The organism is Acinetobacter tandoii DSM 14970 = CIP 107469, assembly GCF_000400735.1.
GTDB lineage: Bacteria > Pseudomonadota > Gammaproteobacteria > Pseudomonadales > Moraxellaceae > Acinetobacter > Acinetobacter tandoii.
In genome coordinates this window covers 215,523-240,984 of record NZ_KE007367.1, presented here as the reverse complement: position 1 = coordinate 240,984, position 25,462 = coordinate 215,523, and the positions used below count along the sequence as shown (strand labels likewise).

At 36.4% G+C, this 25,462-nt stretch carries 21 protein-coding genes, 1 tRNA gene and 3 pseudogenes; 10 read left to right on the top strand and 15 right to left on the bottom strand.

Annotation, left to right across the window (positions count from 1 at the left end; all coding sequences use genetic code 11):
• Nucleotides 1–28 precede the first annotated feature (28 nt).
• From I593_RS20085 to istA, 3 genes and pseudogenes are all read right to left on the bottom strand, one after another.
• Nucleotides 29–310, bottom strand: a pseudogene (locus tag I593_RS20085) (integrase core domain-containing protein); the annotation flags it as partial.
• 47 nt (nucleotides 311–357) lie between these two features.
• Nucleotides 358–1,122: an IS21-like element helper ATPase IstB gene (istB, locus tag I593_RS10500; RefSeq protein WP_016167552.1), complete on the bottom strand. Its 765-nt coding sequence runs from the start codon at nucleotides 1,120–1,122 to the stop codon at nucleotides 358–360.
• Nucleotides 1,119–2,639: pseudogene (gene istA, locus I593_RS10495) on the bottom strand (IS21 family transposase). The gene istB and the pseudogene istA overlap by 4 nt, the downstream one beginning before the upstream one ends.
• A 57-nt stretch (nucleotides 2,640–2,696) precedes the next feature.
• Here istA and I593_RS20080 point away from each other — a divergent pair.
• Complete coding sequence (locus tag I593_RS20080; protein ID WP_026440969.1) at nucleotides 2,697–2,957, top strand: metallophosphoesterase family protein; 261 nt, start codon at nucleotides 2,697–2,699, stop codon at nucleotides 2,955–2,957.
• 99 nt (nucleotides 2,958–3,056) lie between these two features.
• Nucleotides 3,057–3,239 (top strand): hypothetical protein, encoded by a 183-nt coding sequence (locus I593_RS10490; RefSeq protein WP_005236300.1) that lies wholly within the window; start codon nucleotides 3,057–3,059, stop codon nucleotides 3,237–3,239.
• A 42-nt stretch (nucleotides 3,240–3,281) separates the two neighbouring features.
• Here the strand turns inward: I593_RS10490 and I593_RS10485 are convergent, their stop codons facing one another.
• The 6 genes from I593_RS10485 to I593_RS10460 form a co-directional block, all read right to left on the bottom strand.
• Nucleotides 3,282–3,539, bottom strand: a complete 258-nt coding sequence (locus tag I593_RS10485; protein ID WP_227559269.1) for a hypothetical protein — start codon at nucleotides 3,537–3,539, stop codon at nucleotides 3,282–3,284.
• A gap of 339 nt (nucleotides 3,540–3,878) precedes the next feature.
• Entirely contained in the window at nucleotides 3,879–4,178 is a 300-nt protein-coding gene (locus tag I593_RS10480; protein ID WP_005236314.1) for a hypothetical protein, read from the bottom strand.
• Nucleotides 4,179–4,271: 93 nt separating this feature from the next.
• Nucleotides 4,272–4,562, bottom strand: a complete 291-nt coding sequence (locus tag I593_RS10475) for a hypothetical protein (RefSeq protein ID WP_016167548.1) — start codon at nucleotides 4,560–4,562, stop codon at nucleotides 4,272–4,274.
• Nucleotides 4,563–4,677: 115 nt separating this feature from the next.
• Nucleotides 4,678–8,100, bottom strand: coding sequence for a site-specific integrase (locus tag I593_RS10470; protein WP_016167547.1), 3,423 nt, complete (start codon nucleotides 8,098–8,100; stop codon nucleotides 4,678–4,680).
• Nucleotides 8,097–10,337, bottom strand: a complete 2,241-nt coding sequence (locus tag I593_RS10465) for a hypothetical protein (protein WP_026440970.1) — start codon at nucleotides 10,335–10,337, stop codon at nucleotides 8,097–8,099. Before I593_RS10465 ends, I593_RS10470 begins: the two co-directional genes overlap by 4 nt.
• 343 nt (nucleotides 10,338–10,680) lie before the next feature.
• Nucleotides 10,681–10,890 (bottom strand): helix-turn-helix domain-containing protein, encoded by a 210-nt coding sequence (locus I593_RS10460; RefSeq protein ID WP_016167545.1) that lies wholly within the window; start codon nucleotides 10,888–10,890, stop codon nucleotides 10,681–10,683.
• A gap of 109 nt (nucleotides 10,891–10,999) precedes the next feature.
• Between I593_RS10460 and I593_RS10455 the strand changes: the two genes are divergently transcribed.
• Nucleotides 11,000–11,887: a hypothetical protein gene (locus I593_RS10455; protein WP_016167544.1), complete on the top strand. Its 888-nt coding sequence runs from the start codon at nucleotides 11,000–11,002 to the stop codon at nucleotides 11,885–11,887.
• A 351-nt stretch (nucleotides 11,888–12,238) separates the two neighbouring features.
• On the opposite strand, the gene I593_RS20725 is transcribed toward I593_RS10455, so the two are convergent.
• Nucleotides 12,239–12,436 (bottom strand): hypothetical protein, encoded by a 198-nt coding sequence (locus I593_RS20725; RefSeq protein WP_171065452.1) that lies wholly within the window; start codon nucleotides 12,434–12,436, stop codon nucleotides 12,239–12,241.
• A gap of 46 nt (nucleotides 12,437–12,482) precedes the next feature.
• Here I593_RS20725 and I593_RS20425 point away from each other — a divergent pair.
• Nucleotides 12,483–12,645, top strand: a pseudogene (locus I593_RS20425) (IS66 family transposase); the annotation flags it as partial.
• Between the two features lie 348 nt (nucleotides 12,646–12,993).
• Here I593_RS20425 and I593_RS10450 read toward each other — a convergent pair.
• A tRNA-Ile gene (locus I593_RS10450) sits at nucleotides 12,994–13,070 on the bottom strand.
• 160 nt (nucleotides 13,071–13,230) lie between these two features.
• Between I593_RS10450 and I593_RS10445 the strand changes: the two genes are divergently transcribed.
• Entirely contained in the window at nucleotides 13,231–14,457 is a 1,227-nt protein-coding gene (locus tag I593_RS10445; RefSeq protein ID WP_016167543.1) for an integrase family protein, read from the top strand.
• A gap of 239 nt (nucleotides 14,458–14,696) precedes the next feature.
• Here I593_RS10445 and I593_RS10440 read toward each other — a convergent pair whose 3' ends face one another.
• The 3 genes from I593_RS10440 to I593_RS10430 form a co-directional block, all read right to left on the bottom strand.
• Nucleotides 14,697–15,152, bottom strand: coding sequence for a DUF2147 domain-containing protein (locus I593_RS10440; RefSeq protein ID WP_016167542.1), 456 nt, complete (start codon nucleotides 15,150–15,152; stop codon nucleotides 14,697–14,699).
• Between the two features lie 346 nt (nucleotides 15,153–15,498).
• A complete protein-coding gene (locus I593_RS10435; protein ID WP_016167541.1) occupies nucleotides 15,499–15,975 on the bottom strand; it encodes an ester cyclase in 477 nt (158 codons plus the stop codon).
• Between the two features lie 62 nt (nucleotides 15,976–16,037).
• Entirely contained in the window at nucleotides 16,038–17,474 is a 1,437-nt protein-coding gene (locus tag I593_RS10430) for a gamma-aminobutyraldehyde dehydrogenase (RefSeq protein ID WP_026440972.1), read from the bottom strand.
• 676 nt (nucleotides 17,475–18,150) lie between these two features.
• On the opposite strand from I593_RS10430, the gene I593_RS10425 reads away from it, so the two are divergent.
• From I593_RS10425 to I593_RS10405, 5 genes are all read left to right on the top strand, one after another.
• Nucleotides 18,151–19,647, top strand: a complete 1,497-nt coding sequence (locus I593_RS10425) for an APC family permease (RefSeq protein WP_016167539.1) — start codon at nucleotides 18,151–18,153, stop codon at nucleotides 19,645–19,647.
• A 208-nt stretch (nucleotides 19,648–19,855) separates the two neighbouring features.
• Nucleotides 19,856–21,181 (top strand): APC family permease, encoded by a 1,326-nt coding sequence (locus tag I593_RS10420; RefSeq protein WP_016167538.1) that lies wholly within the window; start codon nucleotides 19,856–19,858, stop codon nucleotides 21,179–21,181.
• Between the two features lie 33 nt (nucleotides 21,182–21,214).
• Nucleotides 21,215–22,633, top strand: a complete 1,419-nt coding sequence (locus tag I593_RS10415; protein ID WP_016167537.1) for an NAD(P)/FAD-dependent oxidoreductase — start codon at nucleotides 21,215–21,217, stop codon at nucleotides 22,631–22,633.
• Nucleotides 22,634–23,244: 611 nt separating this feature from the next.
• Nucleotides 23,245–23,805, top strand: a complete 561-nt coding sequence (locus I593_RS10410; protein WP_016167536.1) for a 1-acyl-sn-glycerol-3-phosphate acyltransferase — start codon at nucleotides 23,245–23,247, stop codon at nucleotides 23,803–23,805.
• A gap of 116 nt (nucleotides 23,806–23,921) precedes the next feature.
• Complete coding sequence (locus I593_RS10405) at nucleotides 23,922–24,671, top strand: YebC/PmpR family DNA-binding transcriptional regulator (RefSeq protein WP_016167535.1); 750 nt, start codon at nucleotides 23,922–23,924, stop codon at nucleotides 24,669–24,671.
• A 107-nt stretch (nucleotides 24,672–24,778) separates the two neighbouring features.
• On the opposite strand, the gene I593_RS10400 is transcribed toward I593_RS10405, so the two are convergent.
• Complete coding sequence (locus I593_RS10400) at nucleotides 24,779–25,249, bottom strand: Lrp/AsnC family transcriptional regulator (protein WP_016167534.1); 471 nt, start codon at nucleotides 25,247–25,249, stop codon at nucleotides 24,779–24,781.
• Nucleotides 25,250–25,462 lie beyond the last annotated feature (213 nt).

The window sequence follows — 25,462 nt, the reverse complement described above, 5'->3', positions numbered from 1 at the left end:
CTGATCCGTGCTGATTTATGTGTGTGATTCATAGAGATCGTTTCAATTTAGCGATCTCTAAATCCATCTTGTAATTGGAGTGTTGAATCCGTTCATTTGATGGGTTGTATTGCTTCTGGACCTCATCAGAGAAAGGGGTTTCTTCACATAATTCAAAGTACCTTTCCATCGGTGTTTTACCTTTCAAAGCTGAATGTGGTCTCATCCAGTTATAGTAATGCTGCCATTCGGCTAGCTTGTCTTGGATATCTTCAGAATTAATATCGACAGTAGCGTAGAACTCAGATTTATCAGTCTTTTGAGAACGCTGTTCGGCGTCAACTATCTTGGCCGGTTCGCGTCAATTATGATGGCCGGTTAGGTTTTCTCATTTTTCCTACTTCCAGCTTGTTTTAACTGATGTTGTTTTCGATAGCTTTCTCCTTCTAATTCTATAATTGTCGCGTGGTGGATCAGCCGATCTATGGCCGCTACCGTCATCATGCTGTCTGGGAAGATCTGATCCCATGCACTAAACGGGTGATTGGCTGTGATGATCAGGCTACCGCTTTCATATCGATGCGCGATAAATTCAAACAGTACCTGGGTTTCTGCATCGGTTTTTTTCACATAACCAATGTCATCAATGATGATCACCTGATACTTATCCAGCTTGCTCATCTCGCTCATCAGATCCAGTTCGCGCTTGGCTTGTTGTAACTGTTGTACCAAGCCAATGGCTGGAAACAGTTTGCAGCGTATGCCTTGCTCAATCAGCCGGTAACCCAATGCATTGGCTATGTGTGTTTTGCCGGTGCCACTGGGGCCAATCAGCAGGATATTATCGGCGTGATGTGCCCAGGACAGGTCTTGGTGCAACTTGGCGATGAGCGCTTGATTTGTCCGGCTGAGCACGCTGTTATCCAGAGTGCTTAAGGTTTTTCCCGGTGCCAGCCTCCCTTCGCGTACCCAGCTTTGTGTGCGCCGTGTAAAGCGCTCTGCGAGCTCGTATTCGCATAATGCCGCAAGGTAGTCACTGTGCGACCAGCCTTTTTCTACCGCGGTTTGCCAGAGTTTTTCATAGTGCCTGACGAACGCCGGCAGCCTTAATTCTTTGAGCAGTAATGCAACGGAGGAAGTCAAAATGGCACCTCCACATCGTGTTTCGCCTGTGCCTTTAATGACGTTAGCAGTGCATCATAACTTTGCAGGTTATGTTGCTTTGTCTTAATGTCTGGTGCGCTTTGCGGGGTGTAAAAGCGCTCCTGAATGGTTTTGGCACTTTCAAACAGACCGGCTCTGGCCTCTTGCAACAAGGTCTCTCCCAGCTCTTGTTCGCTATCGTATTCGCTCGCCAGCCATAACACCGTGACTATCCATTTACAGGCATCCTGTGCTGGTAACGCATCATCCACTAACTGCCACAACTGCCGGTAATTGTCGTCAGGTAAGATATCATCCCGCAGTTGCGAGTAACGAAACGCCTGCGGTTTAGCGGCCAGTGAGCGGATAATATGCCGGTAGTTGATACAACGTGCACGGCTTTGGCCGAGGGCCGGGTAAATTCGTGGCAAGGTCAGCGCCACTTGCTGGCCCACATAGAGCACCAGTTTGTTATGATACAGCCGTACTTGCAGGCGTTCGCCAATCAGTCGTGATGGCACGCTGTACACCACCCGGCGCACTTCAATGGTGGCACTACGGGTGACTTTAATGCTCAGCAAGGTGTAATCAACAGCATCATATTCCGGTAAGGCTTGCAGGGTTTGCTGTTCTTCTAAAAAGCGGCTGCGTGAGCGCTGGTTTAGCTTGCCGACGATTTGATCAATAAAGGCCTGGTAGGCTTCGATACTGTCAAAGTCACTGTGGCCGCGAAGTAGCAGGTGCTGCGCCAGACGGCGTTTAAATGAGCCATTAGCGCACTCCACTACGCCGTTCTCATGCGATTGCCCCAGGTTATTGCGCGTTGGCGTCATGTTGTAATGCTCGCACAAGTCCTGATAGGCATCTGTCCAGACATTTTGCGTATTGTTCCTGGCGGCACTGAGGCTATCGGTGCGATGCTCCACCGGACAGCCACCAGCCTGCGTCAGCGCACGCTGTAAACCGGTAGATAAGGCAGAATAGCTCTCACCACCCTGAACCACAGTGATGGAACGCCAGCCGCTATAAGCGAGGCGGAACTGATACAGCAAATGAGCAAAGGGTTGCTGCTTAATGGTGATCGGGCTATCAGGATGAGTAAAATCAGAGAAGCCCTGTAAACCGGGTTGAGCTTGCTGGCGGAAGATGACATCTTTCTCCGGGCCATGTAGTGCTTTCCATTTCTTAACCCGACGCTGCAATGTTCTCAGAATTCGCTGGTCATATTGGTTTGGATAGAGCGCCTGCAAATGCTCCAGCAAAGTAATAGGCGTAAGCTCTGGTTTAGCGTTTAAAAGAACAACTAGATCGGTTTCCCATACGGCTTCCAGTGGATCTTAGCGGGTGCGCCAATCTCTATCAGCTTTAGCGCGGGGTAAGGTGTTGGACTGCTCAATACGTCGGGCAGTGCGGGGGGAAATGGCAGACTTCGCAGCAGCGATTTCTTGAGTCATGCCTTGTTGGCGATGCTGCATATACAGCTCCTCTTGTCGGTGGGTGATATGTTGTCCAGGCACCTTGAACTCCGAACAGAAAACAAGGTACCTATTGTGACACCCAACCGGCCAAGATAATTGTCGTCAACCGGTCATCCTAATTGTCGCCGAACAGCTTGTCTTGATCCATATTGGGGTACGCATCCTGTTGCAGCAGCACTCAATCCCTATTTTATTAATGACTTAGATATAAAAGGCTTTAAATTATGGATTGCAGGACATACGCATACATCAGTGGATACTGTAGTCGATGGATGTAGATTAGTGATCAATCCATTGGGTTATCCGCCAGAGCAAGGTAAAAATGGGTTTAGAGAAAATTTGATCATCGAAGTTTAAGTAGTCATACTCGTATTGAAGCAATTTAAACCAACTCTAATATCATACATCCTATAGAACTGTTGATTTAGCTTCTACACCATGAACTAGGAGAAACTCATGTCGAATCCTTTAGACCCAGAAAATGATTGGAAAAATAAAATTGCAGATCAAATACTTGACGATTTAATCGAGATTGCCAAGCTTGAAGGTATGACTATTAAAAAAATGAAAGCAGATCAAAATGGTATTTTCTATGTGGAAGAGGAAATATCAATTGACGACGTACTCAAGCAATTTTGAACTCTGCTCATTGAAACGATATAAAGCGCTTGAATTTTATATTTAAAAGCTTAACCAAATTGTATCACCTGTAGATGCGTACATAGCTTCAGCAGTTTCTTTCAACACATCACTCTCATCCGTTTCCATTGATAGTTCATCACATGCAGGATACCTACTATCGCTTGTGGAAGAAAAGCTGGATTGAACAATAGACCCATCTTGCATAAATCTAGTTCTATCTTGCCTTAAAAGCTGTACACCACGGTAGCTAGCACGCATTTGATTTAATGCTTGAAGATGTCTTTCATTTGTAGTCATTATTACCTTTCTCGACATTAATTTTTTCCTTGATTTTTATCTGAAATTAAGATTAATAAATTATGACATAAATTAAAATTGAGTAATGATCCCGCAATACTTCATTAAAATCACAGCGATCAAATAAAAATAAAACAATGTCTTAAAAATCAATCCTCTAAAAACTCCATGACATTTTTACCAGTTCTGACGATTTTCATAGGAGGTTGATTAGTTGCGTTTAGTATAGACCTGAGATCGTCACACTTTATTATTTCATCTTACTAATTTTTTGCTGCGGATTCAGCGAATATTTTCGCATTATCTTTAGAAATAATTTGATCTACCATAATATGTACCTCACTTTACAAATTTTTCAAGATCTTGCTCTTTAGCACTCTGATACGAAGACGAACTATTAATTAAAAAATGTGCTCTTCTGAATGCCAATTCTTGCTTAATTTCTTGATCAGCCATACTGGTCTCACCGTGATTTTTTATGTATTCAGCTCGTTTTTGCATAAATGCTCGCTCTCGCTCTTGAACGCTAGAATTCACCACCGTATGTTCTATTTGACGAGTAGCCACATAATTATAGGCAATTACTCCGCAAAGTACGATTAAAAAGAAACTGAGTTGCCTCTTTACACTTCGACTCACAAATAATCCTTTAATATTCAGTCAATACTGAAGTTATCATGTACTCATGAAGATGAATTTAAAAACTATAAGGGCTGACACTATAAAGTTTCATTACTCGCCCCTAGGGTTAAACTCTTTAAATTCATCAGCATTGCTAGCAAATTTAACAAAAAAGTTATGCCATGCAAATAATGACTCTAATTCCTGTTTATTTTGAATCGGTTTAGGCAACTCATATCCAATGATCCAGTATGGTGCTGTACAGCAAACATGCTCAGGTATAAGGACTTGCTGTAAGGCTGTTTCAGCACTTAAAAAATATAAATTATCGTTTAAGTGGACAATATTCCCTTGTAAAGCTTCTTGAATACAATGATCTACATCTATATACGTATGCTTCATTTAGTCCGCCTCCATTTTTTGAAATCGCACTCTTAAACCTGTTAAATTATTTAACGCACGTATAAATATTTTTATTTAAAGTACAACATATAAAAATACTTGCTCAATATGCAGCTTAAGTAACTGTATCTAAATGTTTATTTACAATCTTCAAAGACAAACTATAAAAAAGAATAGAAATCAATATCTGCATATACTTAGCTTTAGGATTAATATTCTTTAAAACTAGTACTTCATATTTTTTATTTTTCCGAATCTTCATCACTTTACTAAATTCTTCCCATTCATGCTCTCTATAATAGATATTGCGAAAAAAATCATTACCTACAATTGCCTTTAGATTTACTAAAAACTCCAAATAATTTGCATAACTTATTTCATCTCTAATATAAAATTTAATTTTAGCATCTACAATCAAAACATGATCGAGAAAAAGATTTGATAACCGAGTCAGTTGATCCTGAAATCTTATTTGATCTTGAGCTTTACCATAAGCCTGTTTTATCAAACGCATTGCTTGATAATTATCATGCTGAGCATATTCTGCAAGAAACTCCAATAATTCTTCAGAGGATCTTTTATGATTCCCACGTTTTTGGGTGTAATACCGATTGCTATATATCAATTCTATATATTCTAAAAAAAATTTTCTTAGTTCGGAGTCTGAACTAAAAACTATAGGATTTTGTATTGTATTTAGCTCTTCTAAAAAAACATCTTGGTCTAAGCTCAATGTATGATCCCCTCCCAAAAAGTGTGACTGGTGACCATTCATTTTATAATCAGGGGTCAATTCATTTTTATAACCTACCCTATTTCTCAAATAATCACATAATATTTTTCTGTAATTCAAAATATTAATATCAATAATAAACTTTTTACTACGACCTACTCCCGCTTTAGTATGCTTAGGTAGCAAATGCTGTAACAACTTTCTAGGTATGTAATTTTCTTGTCGATTACATGCATCGGCATACAAAATCATTCCAACATGCAAATAGTGGTTTGCTGTCATTTCTATCGATGAATGACCTAACATATAAGCCAAATGTTTCCAAACATCGGCTCTATCTTCCAAAGAAGTCGATTCAGCTAAAATATAGTTTCGAATATTTTTAACATGATTATCTGAATAATCTGTCCAAGCTATTCTGAGTTGATCACTACCCTTCAACACAATAGCAAGATTATTCGCTGCACTGTGTCTCAATGTATGAAAAGAGAAATTATATTGTTCATCACCAAAAATTAAATCCAAACAACATTTGAATACTTGTCTAACTGAACTTGCTTTAATAAGTCCAGCACCATTTTTTTCAAAGATGAACCGGTTAGCACCTAAACAAATACGATTTTCTTTTTTATTTATAACTATCATTTTGAGCAGATGACAAAATTCTAGCAATTCTTCTTCAGTCAGTAATTCACTTAAACACAAAGCACGTTGTGCATTTCTAGTTTTAAGCTGTCGATCATAATTATTTCTAATTTGTATTTTCAAAAACTCTATTTTTTCATCAAATAACCAATATTCAATTTTATTAGAATTATTTTCATGTTTTTCTAAGCTTAACGTCGTTAAGTCACTTAGTTTAAGCCCTAAAATTTCACTTATTCTCAGACCACAACGATATCCCAAAATACATATCATTCTTACCATTCGTAAGTCATGACAATCCATCTTTAGGTTAAAAAGTCTTTTTGAGTTAGGCAATAATTTATCAATAATGTATTTAAACATATCTTTTGATATATATCCGCTACGACAAACTTGAGTATTCTCTGTTTTATAATATGAAAACCAATCATCCAAATTTGGAGCATTGAACACACTAGAAATATGTTTATGAAATGCCTTAAGCTGCTTTAAAGCAGCTGAATATGTATCATGCTTTTTTTCATAACTCTCTAAGTTAGTTTCCTCAAGTGTGGTATTTTTATCATTTTTTATCTTCACGCTTAATATGTACTCATACATATCTTCAAAATCACTTTGATCTGCATCTAATAAATTAATTGAATGTTCAACAGCATAGCAATAAAGCTCTACTGAAAACACCGACTTGTAGGTTTGAAGAGAAGATAATTTAATACCATTTGTCAAATTCATTTCAAACCAACTTAGCAAACAAATTTGAACACTTAATGATGCTATATCTGGATCACTTTCGCCCTTAATAAACTCTAAATCATATTCATTTCTTACCTTTGCCAAATTAAATTTTAAAGATCTTTTGAACCGTTTTTGATCATTGCTTTTAGATCCTATCCTTAAAATTCTCTTTACTTCTTTGGGCATAGTATTAGAAAAATTATCCGTACACTTAATGGCTTGAAAAGATAACTGATTTACTTTTTCACTCTTAATTAGTTTGTTTTGGACATATTGAATCCTTAACTCCTCTAAAGGAATTTTTAATCTTTGCTCTAGCTGATTTAAGTAATTTATTGAAATTGCTGACGTAGCATACTTCCCTACATTTAATGCGGATAAAAACCCATCTATTGATACCTTTCTCTTATTCCATGCAATATAATCAATATGGTTAAATGCCATAAACCCTTTAGCTTTAAATTTTTTAACAACTTCATTATTCTGAGAAATTTTTCTTAACTCATTTAACATCCAATTTTTAAATTTATTAGTATCATTTATATCAAATCCTAAAATTTGATCTAAACTCAAATAATGTGTTTTAGGTATCTCGGCAACTAATCTATTCAAAATAATCAATGTAATAGGTTCAAGACTGACCTGACAACTCTGGTACGTATTCCCATCCAAAAACAAATTTGCATATCTTTTATTTGGAATTAGATAACTCAATAAAAAACCATTTGCTTGTAATTTTGATGCGTCCTTAACATCATAAATATATTCTAATCCATCAATAGGGCTGAGATCACATACACCATATTCAGTAAAGTTTTTAAAGACTGTTTTAACTATACTAACTAGATGATTTTCAAATGGACAATTTGAGTGAAAAATTAAACTTAATGTCAACTGAGCAAATAGAATCCTCAACAGACAATGATTAGTAGATAAATTTTCTTTACTTTCTATATCTTTAAAATATTCTGAATCACAGTTAAAAACTTCTTTTTCTATCCAAAATTTCTCTAATTGATTCTTAAAATTATTTAATTGCGAACCCTCTATTAATTTGTGTGGAGTAGCATTAATTTCCTTTTTTGCACTATTAGATATAAAATAATCAGGTATCGATAAATCTACCACTTTCGTAATATCATAATATTTATCAATAATTTTTGTTTTTTCTACAAACCACAATTCGCGCCAATACGTTAAATATTCATTTTTTAACTGTATTTCACTCATTAACTTAAGTTGAGCGTTAAGTTCATGTTGCATAACTCCAATTAATTTTTGAGTATTAACATTAAGATTACGCCATGACTTATCAGTTTTTCGCTTTTTAGAATTAAATTCATCAAATAACTTAGTGATATCACAACATAAATTTATTGCTTTATTTTTTAAGTCAGTCTGAAGTTCTAATGATAATTTACTCATACTTTTATCACCAAGCCAAGCTCAATCAACATTCCGTCAACAGCATTGAGAATTTTCGTTTTATATGCATAAAAACTAAGTGAAGACCCATAACTAAATCCAAGATCTAGACTATCGTGTGCATACAATGTCTTTTGAATATCTATCGGTAACTTCACAGAATTGATTAAAAAATGTCTAGCCCAATTTTTATACAAATAAAAATTCATTGACTCTAAATTACATTGGACGAAATCTGCCGTGATTTCCTGCAATTTTTTCCTTTTATCCATGATATAAATGAGGGATAAATCTGTATCTTTTTCAACCTTATTAGCTAAACCCTGTTCCATTAAGAAATTTTGGTATTTCGATATTTCTTCTTTCAAAAAACTGGTTATCGGTATATAACGACCAAAAGGACGACTTTCGCTTTTTTTATCATGAACGTAATAAAAGCCATTTGTTGCATCGTAATACTTCAATGGTCCTGGAGCACCTGAATTAGGGCGGATACCAAGAGTTAATAAACAAATTGTCCACATCCATATGGCATAACTATTCACCTTTTCATAAAGCGATTTTTTTTCATTATTGAGAGTTGACTCCAAATCACTTTTTAATCTATGAATAAAATTCCGAGCATCTTTTGTATTCCATAGTTTCCTACTCCCAATTTTTCTTTCGTTTCGCTCCCAAATGACAGGATAATCTATTGCTTTATCGGAGCTAGAATCATCACTAGACTGGAATTGTACGTCAGTGACGTTCTCAAGATATTTTTGATAATATTTATTCATTTCAATGGCATTGAAAACAGCATAGGCTAATTCAGGTTCATGATGAATTTTTTTATTTTTAATAAATTCTTTCAAAAGGCCTTTAGGATCAATGCGTGCCATATGGAAATGTAGTTGCTGCGCTATAGAACCAATATTTATTACACCTAAACAATATCTGGAGAACCAGTCTTTAATTTTCAAATTCAAATCCACTATTAACAAATTTTGATGATTTAAAATAGTGTCTACCCACGAAGCTGGAACATGAATATCCCAATTCTGTGCTGTAGTAAGACAAAGTTGGTTGATTAGCGTTCTATTCTTACTTTTTTCAGTATTATCTAAACCAACGTAATATCTAAAAAGATAACCATCTGCATCCTTAGCTTTAGAAATTCGCTGATCTTCTAAGAGAAGGTCTATATTAAGAAAATGTGTCGCTGACACCCCAGTAAATAACGACATTAAGAACATTGCAGCAATAGCACTTTCTTGTGAGTCTGGCTGAGCTTGAAATTTATCTATCAGTACCTGAAATACTTTTCGTAATAGAATTTGTTCTAAAAACGAAGGATTTGATACTGTAGGATAATTTCTCCTGATTATAATTTCAGCTATTTTTTTATCTGATTGTACATACCCACTTACTCTACCAGCAACACTATCAGCTTTAACATTAAGGATTGTTTGAGTATCGTCTTCAGATATTTCATCCTCAATAGAATCATAAGATCCTTCTGGAACACAAATACTTATAGCCTCTTGTGGACTAGGGTCACTAACTTTAATTCTTTTGAATTTTGATTTAGCCTTTGTGCTTTTCTTATTGTTTTTTAAATTTTCGATATTTTTTATTTTTACAATGAATATTTTTAAATATTCAAAAATCTTTTTTACTATAGTTATTTTATCAATATTAGTAACCGAGAAAAATAATTTATTAAATTTTTTATTATAATCTGAAACAAATTTTTCATCTAAATCATCAACTATTGATTCACATGATTTTATTAAAAATATATTAATCGATTCCAAAATCTCACTAAAACCATCTTCATCACGATATTCACAATTTTTCGGTGAAATCAATTTTAGTAACAAATAAAAGTAATAGTAAAGTGTTGAAATATGGCTTTCACTATAACCTTTTTTTTGTAAATTATGAGCAATATATGAAATAACAACATTCAACTCAAATACAATTTTGCTTTCAATGATTAAATTTGAAAAATAGGATTTACCATATTCAGCTTTATATAGATCAATTAATTTATTATTTTTTATTAAAAATGATTGTTCTGAACATGATTTTATCGCACTAGTATAAGAACCACTTTCATAATTTAACATTATACTGTCTATTGATTCTTTAAGGCTATACTCCTCAAAAAATCCTGCAAAATCGATATGCATAAGAGCAATACTTTCAGAAAGACTTCTTAATCTAGATTCTATTTTATTTTCATCTACTGGCATTTTTAACACTATTGATCCTTTAACGTAGGACAATTATTTATAAGTATATTTGTGATTAACTTTTTTACCTGCAGGATGATAGCTTTGAAGTTTGTGCTCATACAGTCTGAAAGCATTGAATTTTTTCAAAAGTGAAAATTATTCAGAGTTAAGCTTTAAAGCCTTCTAACCCCACCCAATCAATCACAAATTAAAAGCTTCAAGTAATTGTTCTCTTTAAATAAAATTTATACAACCCAAATAAACTTTCTGCTGGCTTGTAGATAATTCGTTATTACATTACCTAACTCGCCTAGCAGTCTAATGAATAGATATGAGCAACTAGCTCATATCATCTTCAAATTTAGTCTTCTTGTGAGCAAGCAAATTTGTAGACTTCCGCCTTACTCCAACGAAGAGTACGTCCATGTCTAATAGGATTAATTGGGCCATTTTCATATAAAGCCCACTTACGTAAAGTCTGTTCTGCATACCCTAAAAGCCTAGCTGTCTCTCTAGTGGTCAATAAAAGCCGATCATCTGTAATCGGCTTATGTTTATGCTTTAGTGCCATATTTCTCTCTTTAAAATGCTTTAAAACTATAAAAGCACGTTTAAAGGGGTAAAGAAAAGAGGTATAATTACTAAATAACTTTACCCCAACTTTAGTATGGAATGGAAAAATGGGACGCAATGCTCGTGGCATTTTGGAATATGCAAAAACAATTACTTGGTTTGACTATTTATTCAATGAAGCTAAAAAATTAAAGCACTTAAACATAACAAATGATTACAAGTTTTATAAATTCATGTATTCAAATTCTAAACATTCACCTGAAGATAAATTATTTAAAAAATATAAATTTGGTTTATCTACACCTCAAAAATCATGGAAAGAAAGCACTGAGAAAAATATACCCGGTGCAACCTGTATTATTCAACACCCTATTTGGGATATTGAAAACACAAAATTTACATCAAATAAAATTATAAATGACATGCATAACTTATCTTCAGATATTCGCAGCTATGTAATATCCGATGGATTAGGTTGTCCACAACCCATATGTTATCCAACACTTGAAAAAATTATTTCTTTTGAAAATCTTGATGCTATCTATTCTATATATCTTCTATATCAATGGGGATTAATTATTAATAACTATGAATTATGTAACTATTGTGCTATAGCTCTTGAAAAAAACTTAGAAACTCTCTTATTAAATATTAGCTATTTGCATAGATCTCACATATTTTTATTCGACATAATTTTCGATAAAATTAGAAAAATATCTTATCGAGGCCTGACTATAGCTGACGTCACAAATATAAATTGGCGCCTGCTAAGAGCTAAAAATTGGATCAGTGATATTCGAATGAACTCATATGTATCCGAATATGAGTTGTTCAAAAAATCTGTTATATCAGAAAAATTTAAAAATAAAGAAATTTACATTTCCAATTCTGATTCTTTAATATTGCATGCGAAAATTGCTACTGATCCAAATGATCTAATCACCCTTAACCTTAATAAATTTTTTCCTTCCCACATCATATTGTATTCCAACTAAAGCGGACACCCACAATTAACACCCAGGTATGGCAGCCTGCCCTTTTATCGTTTGTAAACCTTTTTCCATGTGCTCATGCTGCCTGCCCCTGCACCAAATGCTGTATTGGCAATAATACCTTGAACATCGTCACCTGAAGCAGGTGAGATCCCAGCTGAAATTGTCCCGGCTAATTCAACATTGCTCTCTTAAATGTATTTCTTAATGCGGCACTGCCAGCCAATTTTTACCGTGTAAAAAACCCATTTACTGCCTTGGTAAATTCTATCACCAGATCCCCAAAGTGGCGAGCCAAGCTGTATAGAGTGTGGCTAAAACAAAGTCATCCCTGCTGCGCCTGTCTTAAACCAGTCACCAAAGATACACCATGGCACAGCCGTCATATTGTGAAGCTAAGTCATGGTAGGATGGATGCGGTCGCTCATCTTGAGATTTACCATCTATCTGTATTGTCCGAGGAGTGTTCAGTTTGCCAATGTCAACGAGGTATAACCGGGTGCCGAATGGCGCCTTAGAAGAGGCTTGAGCCGTGTGCTGGGAAACTCGCATGCACGGTTCTTAGGGGGTTGACGTAGGCAACTGCGTCTGACTACCCGACAACCAAATGCGCCCTTAGGCCTTGGGAAGTAAGAACTGGCTGTTTGTTGGCTCGCTGCGCAGTGGTCAACGAGCGGCGAATATCAAGACTTAAATCCAGTCAGCAAAGCTGAATGGCTTGGATCTGTATGCCTATGTTACCGACACATAAAGTGACCTAAATAGAAGAATTACTGCCACACCGGTGGCAACCCGACCAAAATTAAAAAATAGGTGTGGGGTTCAGCCCACGCTTACGAAACTTGTAATAAACTGATCTAAAATTCGATCATATACTTCATATCTCAAAGTATTGACTTAAATTATGATTAAGCCATGCCAGAATTAGATCGCCCCATACCCAAGTCGTCACTTGAATTTGAGTAACTATAGGAAATTCTATCTTTAAAGTCTTTATCCAACAAAACCAATTAAGAATAATGTTGATTTAAGCTGCTTACCATTTGCTTACCAGAATCTAAAAACAAAAAAACCACTTACGATTAGTACACGTAAGTGGTTGTTTTATATGGTGGGCCCAGACAGACTTGAACTGTCGACCAACGGATTATGAGTCCGCTGCTCTAACCGACTGAGCTATAGGCCCTATATTGTTGCAAAACCATTATATTCAATAGTTTGGCTGTGCAGCAATACTATCTAACATTTCCCTATTGAGCAAGTATTTTTTGCTTGTAGACGCATAGTAGACGCTAGAAAATATTGTGCTATATTGCTAAATATTGCAATTGATTGCGATTCTAGCGATGTCATCTCAAAGAGTAAAGCTAACAAAGACATTTATTGATCAACTCGAACTGATGCCTGCTATCTACAGAGACAGTGACCTCATTGGCTTTGCTATTCGGGTAAATAATACCTATAAAACCTATATTGTTGAGAAAAAAGTCCTTGGTAGGACTGTACGCTCAACAATTGGTCTACATGGAAATTTAACCCTAGCCCAAGCGCGTCATATAGCCAGAGATAAACTTGCGCTGATGGCTCAGGGCATCAATCCAAATGAAGTTAAAAGAAAAATTATTGCTGAAGAAAAATTAAAATTAGATTTACTCAAAATTAAACCAACATTAAAACAAGCATTTGAGCATTACCTTTTATATAAAACCCTTAAGCCTAGAACAATTAAAGACTACACTATGGTTGTTGATAACTATCTAAAGGATTGGAATGACATAACACTGGATAAAATCTCCAGATCTATGATTCAAGCAAAACATTCTGAATTGTCACAACGAAGTTTGGCTCAAGCAAATATGGCGATGCGTGTTTTCCGAGCTATCTATAATTACTCAGTTGAGCATTATCGAGATGAAAATGACCAATCTATTTTGGATCAAGATAATCCGATAAATACACTGAATGCTAAAAAGGCTTGGAATAAAATTCGCAGCCGTAAAACCTATATTCATCAAGATCAACTCCCTGAATGGATTAAAGCAGTATTCGAATATACGGACCGTGGTCAACAGCTAGAAACCAATCGGGATTTTTTACTTACCTTAGTTCTTACAGGATTCAGACGTGAAGAATGTGAATCTTTAACTTGGTCCAGTATCGACTTAAAGTATGGTCGAATCACCTTAATAGATGAAAAATATCGTGAACCATACACTTTACCTATGGGTGACTTTCTATTTACCCTCATGACAAAACGTTATGATCAAGCCACAAATGAATGGGTATTCCCTTCTGCCAAATCGACCTCTGGTCATATTGTAAATATTTCCAAAGTACGCCAGAAAATTAATAAATCCTGTGGCATTGAGTTCAGCTTCCATGATTTGCGTAGAACCTTTGGCGCTATTGCAGAAAACCTGGGCTATGATCAGTACACAATTGATCGCCTCCTGAATCACATTAATGATGATCGAGATAGAACAAGAGACTTTGTTCAAGTCAGCGACAGAAAATTAAGAGAAGCAATGAATACTATTGAAGATATTATTTTAGGTGATTACAAAAAAAGTTGAACGAAGGATACAGCTACCTTTTCTTCGCACCAAATGATAGTAAGCGAGTTACTGTTGATATGGAAAATATAGAAATTATGTTTCTATGTTACGAATAATTCTAACTCGGAGACATCCTCAGAATAGACAGCAAACAATCGGTTGATGATTTTCGCCCTTCTATTCATGTAAAAAACCATCAAATGATGGTTTTTTACGAATGAAAAAGTGACTTCCTATAGCGAGATTCGGAGACTGCTTTATAATTTCTTCCAAGTCATCATTGTCGTAGTGTTATCAGACTTTGACTTGCCGAAAACCTTCATTTGTTCACCAGTATTACTTAGGTCCGCATTAATAATATAAACAAGACCATTTTGTGGGTTAACCCATACCCCATTATTAAATTTATTTTTTGACGTTGCCTGCATATTAGTGAGGATTTCCAAACCAAACAAATATTTATTTTTTAAGGCTCCTGTACACTTCGTACAAACATCAGTGGCTGCCGTACCAGGTAATGCATACGACTTAGTGATGGCTGCACTATATTGTTGAGTTTTAGAATTCTTACGAATTGCAATTTCTGTAATGTAATTTCCTGATTTATCGTCAATTACCTTCCATGAGCCTAATAGTTGATCAACAGGCATTGCTGCTAAAAATTGAGTTGAACCTAACAATAAAGTCGAAGCAAATAAAATTCTAAATTTCATAAAATTGTCATATATTAAAAAGCCTCGGGATTATAGCAAAGCACATCCTCGATAGAATTATTATTTTAAATCATATGCATAGTTTGCTGAAATCGTATACAGCTTCGTTTTTTTGAATTTTTATAGATCTGCTTGAGCTTGTCATAGCGTATAGGAATTGCTCTAAATTAATTAGTGCTTGCAAATGCTGTATTAGTTTTTTACTCCCTGTTCTCACTCAAAAATTGCGTGTCATGTCCGAAAGATGAAATTCCATAACCATGAAAAGTACATAACCCAAACTCAACTTCACTCATTCATAAGAGCATAAATGATATGCGGTAGAGTCTGGGTTATGTCTAACGAATTACCAACCTAGCTGTTTATTCACAGTAGCAGCATCGTAGTAGTCACCTTGATAAACAATTTTGTCGTTTTTAACACGAACAAAACTTACACCCTCAAAGTTAATTGGCTTATTTGTTGCTGGCGTATCTTTGCTCCATGCACCAGTGTTATTCCCTGTAAAGCGCCATTGGAAAGAAATACCATCTTTACTCACAATTGGAGCACTCGTCATTTCCCATTTCAAATTAGGCACAGCATTAATAAATACACTGATGACATTATCTCGTGCTGCCACTTGCCCTTTTTGTGGTGTGCCTACCGTAGCATCATAAAATACACCATCTTTAGCAAAATAAGAGGCTGCTTTGTTGGCATCATGTTGATTCCAAGCTTGCATATATGATGTAACGATTTGCTTAGGTGGTACAGCTGCATGAACAACTGTGACACCAGCCATCGCAGGAACTAAAATAAGCGCTTGTAAAATATTTTTCATGTATATTCCCTTCTGAAAAAATATGTTAGTAAATGATGATTGCAGATGCATCATGCGGAAAATTAATCTTCGTAAGCACTCATCACATGTTTAATACGAGTATATTCTTCAAAGCCGTAGCTTGATAAATCTTTGCCATAACCTGACTTTTTAAAACCGCCATGTGGCATTTCAGCAGTAAGTGGAATATGGGCATTGACCCAAACCGTACCAAAATCTAAATCGCGGCTAAAACGCATACTACGGCTGTGATCATTGGTCCAAACACTTGAAGCAAGACCAAATTCAACATCATTGGCTTTGTCTAATGCGTCTGCTTCATCTTTGAAAGTTTGAATCGTCACAATTGGTCCAAAAATTTCATTTTGAATGGCTTCATCGTGCTGTTCTAAACCACAAATGATGGTCGGCTCGAAATAGAAACCAGAGTACTGAGTCACTTGTTTACCACCTGTGACAATTTTGGCATGCGCTGGTAAGCGATCTAAAAAGCCTTTCACATGTACAAGCTGGCGTTGGTTATTAAGTGCGCCAAATAAAGCTGTTTCGTCATCTGGCAAACCGCAATGAATTTGCTTGGTTTTAGCAACCATTTTTTCCACAAATTCATCAAAAATACTTTCTTGGACTAAAACTCGTGCTGCTGCGGTACAGTCTTGTCCTGCATTAAAGAAACCCGCTACGCTGATTGCATCTGTTGCTTTTTCTAAGTCAGCATCTTCAAATACCAGTACAGGTGCTTTGCCACCAAGTTCCAAATGCGCTTTTGCTAAATTACTTGCAGCAGAGGCAGCAACTTGAAGTCCTGCACGCACTGAACCTGTAATTGAAACCATTGCAGGTACTGGATGTGAAACAACTTTTGAACCTGCATCTGCCAAACCTAAAATGACGTTAATGGCACCTTTAGGGAAAAACGGAGCTGCAATTTCAGCAAGTTGTAAAGTACTATTTGGGGTGGTGTCACTTGGCTTTAATACAACGGTATTACCAGCAGCTAAAGCAGGCGCAATTTTCCAAACTGCCATTAATAATGGGTAGTTCCATGGTGCAACTTGGCCTACCACACCAATAGGTTCACGACGGATACTTGAAGTAAAACCATCTAAATACTCAGCAGTTGCCTTCCCTTCTAAGCAACGAGCCGCACCCGCAAAAAAACGGATATGATCAACAGATGTTTTTATTTCTTCTGCGGCGATCATGTGTTTAAGCTGACCTGTTTCTATACTTTGCGTCTCTACCAGTTGTTCTGCATTTTTTTCTAATGCATCAGCAAAGTCCAATAATGCCTTTTGACGCATTGAAGGTGTTGAACGTCTCCAAACTTTAAATGCAGCTTTTGCGCAATCGTAGGCATAATCTACATCTTGCTGTGTCGCATTTGGCGATTGTGCATAAATCTGACCGTTCACAGGGCTAATTAAATCAAAGAATTCAACCCCTGTTGTTTGAACAAATTCACCGTTAATAAAATGCTTTAATTGTTTAACGTGCATTTGAACAAATCCATTCGCCTGTCCTAAATTTTCACCAATATGTAGGTCTGTCATGCAATTTCCTTATTCAGCAATTTAAATAAAATATCTATCTATTCACCACAACTGCTTATTTATTATTTATGATTTTTTTTGTCAAGAATATTTTAAACACAAGCTAAGACAAACCTATCCTAAAATTATAATTAATATACTTACATTTTTTCATTTTAACTTTACATTTTTATTTTAACTTTACATTTTTACATAATGTAAATTTACTTCAATATATTGATTTATTTAAGTTTAATTAAAAAAATAAAATAAAAAAATCAACAAACATTATATAAAAAACAACATAATAATACGGCAAAAAAATTATTTTAAAAAAAATTGGCTCCTGCTCCAATTAATAAATTGGCTCTCGTTTGTAATTATAAAAAAAGACAAATTAGACTACGTAGATGTATAGTGATTTGAACCTTTAATATCAGGGAATAAATGATATTAGACCTCAAATCATAGAAAATGGATTTCATTTAAAATCAGGAAATTTTATTGATCTTCATCAAAGGATTAAATTTTCTAGATTCAAATTGAAAACCTTTTATACCCAAAATATTCCACGCTCCCAAAACAGGATTGGGAAAATTTTAATACTTAGGTATTGAACTTTATTGCTAAATAAGGAAATTGCATGAATGACCTTCCTATAGGTGAAAATGTAGGACAAGAAACGAGTTCTTCGTCTGTCCAAAATTCACAATTCGAACGATCAATTGGATTGATCTCTAATTTCTCACTTGGTTTTACCTATTTATCGCCTTTAACTGCTGTTTACTCACTCTTTGCCCTCGCGATTACACTTGCTGGCCCTCCATCAATTTGGTGGATTATGATTGCTGCTTTTGGTCAATTATTAGTTGCAATCGTATTTGGTGAAACAGCTTCACAATACCCTATTACAGGTGGACTTTATCCTTGGGCTAGACGCCTATGGGGGAGAAAATATGCATGGATGGCTGCATGGGTTTACCTTTGGGCATTGGTCGTAACTGTGACTTCTATTGCTGAATATAGTGCAGGATTTGTTGCCTCATTATTCCAATATGAACCAACAGCAATGAATTGCTTACTCACGACCATCGTATTGTTAATCTTATGTATGGTTGTAAATATGTCTGGCACCAAAAACCTTGCACGTGTTGCTCGAATTGGTTTCTGGTGTGAAATAGTGAGTGTAATCGCGTTGGGGATCTACTTATTGATTTTCCATCGTGCTCAACCGTTCTCTATTGTATTTGACACTATGGGCGTTCTTGCACAAGATGGTTCATACACCACAGCTTTCTTCTCTGCTTCGCTACTTGGCTTATTCATGTTCTTTGGTTTTGAAGCCTGCGGTAACGTCGCTGAAGAAGTCAAAAATCCAAGCCGCCAAATTCCAGTGGCAATGATTTTGAGTATTGTATTCGGTTGTATCTCTGCAATGGTTTCAGTATTAGGCTATTTACTTGCATCACCAAACTTACAAGCAATTGTAAATGGTCAAGTAACTGATCCTATTCCATTTATTTTACGTGATGCATTAGGTACGCATGGCGCAAATCTGTTTATTGTGATTGCCATTATTGCGATGCTCTCTTGTATCTTGTCTTTACAAGCTGCATTAAGCCGTCTTTTGTTCTCGTTCGCACGCGACCAAATGCTGCCTGGCAATAAATGGATTGCAAAATTATCGAAGCAAAATGTACCTGATAATGCAATGATTTTAAGCTGCTTATTGCCTTTAATTTTCTGTGTAGTGGTGTATTTCTCACCAGATAACTTGGCACGAATCACTGCCTTTGCTGTCATCGGTATTTATGTTTCTTTCCAAATGGTTGTATTTGCTGCGCTGAAAAATCGCTTAAAAGGTTGGAAACCTGCGGGCGAGTGGAGTGTCGGTACTTGGGGCTTGCCAATCAATGCTCTTGCTCTGGCATATGGTGTAGTTGCAATTTATCTACTTGCTCAACCTGCCGATGTCCCTTCTTTCTTTGACCGTTGGATTGTACTGATTGGTTTAGCTTTTGTGATTATCAGTGGTCTGCTCTACATGTTTATTGCAAAACCTTATGGCAAATCACAAGCGCCTGAAAATGATGCAATTGCACATGCGGCTGAACTGCGCCAAAAACGTAATGCAGCTTAATTCTTCTTCATAAGAAGCAAGGTAAATCCATCATTCAACCGTAAAACTTGTCTTTATAGCGTGTTGGAAACACATGTTCAGAGCGTGGTAGCTAAAGAAATGAGTTCTTTGAATACTGCGCTCTATAGACATTTATACCTTATTTACAGCTTTTTAAGTCATGGATGACTTTTCCAAATGATTTAAAACGATTTACAGGTTTTAATACATGGACAATCGCAGTATTAACATTCGCAAACTCACATTAGCGCAAGTCATTATTGTGGGTATTGCTTATATGACCCCAATGACTGTTTTTGACACTTTTGGGATTGTGTCGGACATTACCAATGGTCGAGTTCCTCTCGCCTACTTGTTTGCCCTCTTCGCTATGTTACTCACAGCATTCAGTTATGCCCGATTAAGCCAGCAAACTGAGCGCCCTGGTTCTGCCTATACCTACACCGCTGAAAGTTGTGGAAATTCAGCAGGTTTCTTTGTTGGATGGTGTTCATTATTAGACTACATTCTGCTGCCTTTAATTAATGCCTTATTGGCTGGAATTTATCTACATGCCTTAATGCCAGCAATACCTTATGCGGCATGGGTATTTGTTGCGGCAGGATTGGTCACTTTAGTAAATTGTTTTAGAATTCATATCCTTGCAAACCTTTCCCTCCTCTTTGTATTCGTACCATTAATCTTACTTGTCGTTTTTATATATCTGGTGATTAGTGGCATTGGTTCTAATGGCTATGAGCATGTACTAACTTTAAAACCATTATTTAATGGTGATACCAGTATTGTGCCATTAATTACAGGTGCATCTATTCTGTGTTTCTCATTTTTAGGTTTTGATGCTGTAACAACGTTATCTCACGAAACTAAAGATCCGAAAAAAACCATTCCTCGTGCGGTGATGTTAACTACATTATTGGGCGGGTTCATCTTCATTTCGGCATCATGGTTTATTCAGCTTTACTTCCCTGATAACGCCCGTTTTAAAGACCCAGAAGCGGCTTTACCAGAAATTGCGTTATATGTAGGCGGTGCCTTATTCCAAGCATTATTTTTGGTTGGACAAATCATGAATACTGTTGCCTCTGGATTAGCTTCTCATGCTAGTGCAGCACGCTTAATTCATATCATGGGTCGCGATGGTATTTTCCATAAAGGCATTTTTGGTTCTGTGAACCATAAATTAGGTACTCCTTTATATTCTGTGCTCACAATCGGTATGGTTTCTATGACAGCGATGTTTTTAGATTTATCTACTGTTCTGAATTTAATCAGTTTTGGTGCCTTAATTGCATTTACGGCTGTGAACTTCTCTGTATTTATGAAGTTTTATATACATGAAAAACAACGTTCAGGCTTTAAATCATTCTTCTTAAATCTTTTTTTACCCGCGTTATCAGTACTATCCCTCGTTGCAATGTGGCTCAATCTTGAGTCCAGTGCACTACATTTTGGTCTCGGCTGGCTAACTGTGGGTATCGTGTTGTTTGTGTATAAGAAAGTTCGCAAACAAAGTATCGTCCTGAGCAATGCTTAAGCTTATTTACCAAATTTAAAAAGAGAGTTCCATATGTCTATCGAAGTGACTAAACCCATTTTACTCAACGATGTCACATTTAAAGCCAGCCAATATCAACAAACTGGTAAAGAATGGAACTGGATTGCAGCTTCACGCGGTCAGTTCGAACATCCTGCCAACTACTATGAAAGTTCATTGCAAGATTGGCATACTTTTGATGTACTGAATACAAATATCGAGTGTGATGTGCTTGTAATTGGAGGTGGGCTCTTAGGAACCTCGACCGCACTGCATTTGGCAGAACAAGGTGTAGATACGGTACTGGTTGAAAAAAACCGCATTGGTAGTGCTGCTTCTGGGCGTAATGGTGGACAACTCACTCCAGGTTTGGCACGTTGGGAGGCCGAGACCATGGCAGAGCACTTCAGTTTTGCAGATGCCAAAAAGTTATGGCATTTCACTTCCACCGAGGCGATGTCATTAATTGACAGCATTAGTGAAAAATATGACCTGAATTTGCAACGCAAACGCGGTCATATCACGGCTGCGGTTCATTCAGGACATTTAGATGCTTTACGTGAAGGTATGCAAGCACGTGAATATTTAGAAGAAAAAAATACGTCCATGCTTAGTCAGGATGAATTGCGTACGCATATTCGTTCTGAAAATTATTTTGGTGGCTTGTTGGATCATCTCGGTGGTCATATTCACCCCCTAGCATTGACTCGCGGTTTGGCTTATGGTTTTTGTCAAAATGGTGGCAAAATTTATGAAAAAACGGAAGTAAAGTCTATTCAAGAGCGTGGTGATGGTATTTATGTCACCACATTAAATGGCGTAATTAAAGCTCGTAAAAGTGTTGTGATGGCAGTACATCATGCTTCTTTCACGTTATTGGAAGAACGTAAACAAACTACAATTCCATTTTATACCTATGTGTGTACGACAGCGCCACTCGAACTTGATTTGAAAGCGTTACTCCCGACTGATATGCCAGTCTATGACACACAATTCCAAATTGACTATTACCGTGGTGTTTCTCAAAACCGTTTATTATTTGGGGGTGAAGGCACAGGTTCTTGTTGGGATGCACAGCAAACACACGACTATTTACTAGGGCGTATTAAACACGTTTTCCCACAATTAAAGCAGGTTGAAATTGACTTTGTTTGGAGTGGTAAAACCGACCTAACCGTGAATGGTGCAACCGATAGCCGTAAGTCTGGCAATAAATTTCCAATTTATGCGGTGCACGGTTGGAGTGGTCATGGTGTGGCACAAACTGTACGCATCGGTAAAGCCATTGCCGACGATTTCTGTGGTCAATCGGATGACTTTGAAATGCTGACCAAAATTCAGCACATCAATATTCCGATGGGTCGTGCGTTAGCACCTATTGTGATTCCAATTGCCAAAAGTATGTATGGCATTGGAGCCATGATTAATCCTGGGAAAATGGTGTCTTTTTAATTCATTTTGAGATCAGTTCAAAGGCTGCCTATGTGCAGCCTTTTTATTTAAAGAGCTACGCATCATGCTCTTCTGTAAAAGACTCATCGATTAATTTACTTAATTACCCTCAACGGAACTTATCAAAACGATAAGGCTCAAAAATTAAGAATAGAAATTTTTCTAATTATAGTCTTAAGGTTTAACCGATTTCTTTTTTCGAAAATCTAAATAAAACTCAATTGAAGACCAAATGACAACCAATAAAAAAAAGAAAAAGACCAACAGAAAAGCGGAAAAATACATCATATTGTTCAATCCTAAACTTGCTTTGGTAAAACGAAAGATATCTAGTGAAGTCCCATTTCATCTACGACAAAAGTCTAATATGGTTTAAATGTAATGAATAGTGATTTTTCCAATAAATTAAGACTTTTTTCCAATGAGTTAATAAGTAAAATCAATAAATAAGCTAATTTATTGGCATAAGCACAACACCATTACAAAACAGAAAAAGTTCAAATATACATTTGTATTTTATATACGCAATTACATCATTCCAGCCATTGACCTTATTTTGAAATAGGCAGACATTAGCAAGCTTGATTAATCCCAAAACATTAAGATCCGCTATGTTAAAAAAAATGATTGGCGAATCCGCATTTAAACTTGCGGGCTGGCAATATCACGTAGAACCGAATACCCTCGAAAACAAACAAGTAATTGTAGGTTTTGAGCACACATCAATGATGGATGCTGTTTTATCTCTTGCCTTATTCCAAATTTACGATATTAAAATTCATACACTTATCAAAAAAGAATTGTTCAAAGGTCCTTTAAAACCCTTGTTAGAAGCGATTGGTGGCATCCCTGTCGACCGCAAATCGAACCAAGACATTGTGGGACAAATGGTCGACCTCTTTGCCTCTCATGAAAAATTTAATTTGGTGATTGCGCCTGAGGCAACGCGAGCCAAAAATGGCGAAGCACGCAAACCTATCCGCACAGGCTTTTGGCATATTGCTAAAGCTGCCAATGTGCCTATTGTATTAATGTATGCCAATTCACAAACCAAGCAAGGCGGTATTTTTGGCAAAATTTACCCTACAGAATTGCATCATGACCTTGCTTTAATGCAAAAACTCTATAAAGAAAATGTGGGATTGGAAATTATTATTCCTGAAGCCAAATAGCACCGTTCAATTGTTTAAAAACTCAAACTTAAGCCCTTTCTCTGAAAAAAGGGCTTATGGTAGAATCTGCTCAATTTGATTTGGCATAAAGCCAATCTACAAGGAGCATATTTCGCATGGCGGGTCATTCCAAGTGGGCTAATACTAAGCATCGTAAAGCAAAACAAGATGCGAGCCGCGCTAAAGTATTCACAAAATTTATTCGTGAAATCGTTACAGCTGCCCGTTTAGGCGGTGGTGATGTTGCATCTAATCCACGTTTACGTGCTGTCGTTGAGAAAGCATTAGTCGCAAATATGACACGTGATACTATCAACCGTGCAATCCAGCGTGGTGTTGGTGGTGAAGAAAATGCTGATTTAAAAGAGGTCACTTACGAAGGTTATGGCGTGGGTGGTGTTGCGGTCATCGTAGAAACAATGACTGACAACTTAAACCGTACTGTGCCAGATGTTCGTCACTGTTTTTCTAAAACTGATGGTAACTTAGGTACCAATGGTTCAGTGGCATTCTTGTTTACTAAACGTGGCGAAATTACTTTTGAAGATGTTTCTTTAGAAGATAAAATTATGGATGTCGCTTTAGAAGCAGGTGCGGAAGATATTGAAGTGACTGAAGATGAAATCCTAGTCATTACTACACCTGAATCGTTTGGTGATGTACAGGATGCTTTGACTGCTGCTGGCTTAAAATCTGACAATGCTGAAGTCGTGATGAACCCTTCAACTAAAGCATTGATTTCTGATATCGATCAAGCGAAAAAAATCGTGAAAATGATTGATATGTTTGAAGACTTAGATGATGTGCAAAACGTTTATACGAACGTTGAATTTACAGAAGAAGTTTTAGCTCAGCTAGATGAGTAATCTTTCAAAAAATAAAAAAACGCGCCTATAAGCGCGTTTTTTTATTGATGAATACATACGGTATTGCTTATATCAGCGATTAAACTAACATTAAAAATTTTGAGAGTTTAAACCTTATTCAATAAACCACGACAGTTAAATACATTGTATTCCTTAATGACGAAGCTCGAATGTAAAGCAACAACGTGCTCAATTTTACCAATTCGATTGAGAAGAATTTGACTGTAATTTTCCATATCACGTGCAATCACTTCCACAATAAAATCTGCGGACTGCCCTGTGACTAAAAAAGCATTAATCACTTCTGGAATACTTTCCAATTCTTCTAAAAATTTGGAAAAGGTATCGGTATCGTGCTTACTTAAAGAAACTTGCAGTAATACATGTAAGCTAAAACCCAGTTTTTGATAATTGATGTCTCGACGTACATTGGTCATGACATTGGTATCAATCAAATGTTTAATACGGCGATGAACTGAGCTGACCGAAAGATTAATTCGCTCTGACAGTTCATTCAGATTCACATCTTCATGGGTTAATATTTCCAGAATCTGTTTGTCAAAGCGGTCTAATTCCATCACTGGCTCCAAGATAAAATAATAAAATACAGATAAGAACACATGTAAGAATTATTTGAATTATGCAAGATACGTGTTCAATATCTAAGACGATTATTTCGTTTATTCCACTAAAAATAAAGTCATGCATACTAGATATTTTTATCAGGCATTAGATTTATAGAAATTTAATGCCATAAATGTCCTTGAATACAAATTAAAAATTATTCAAGG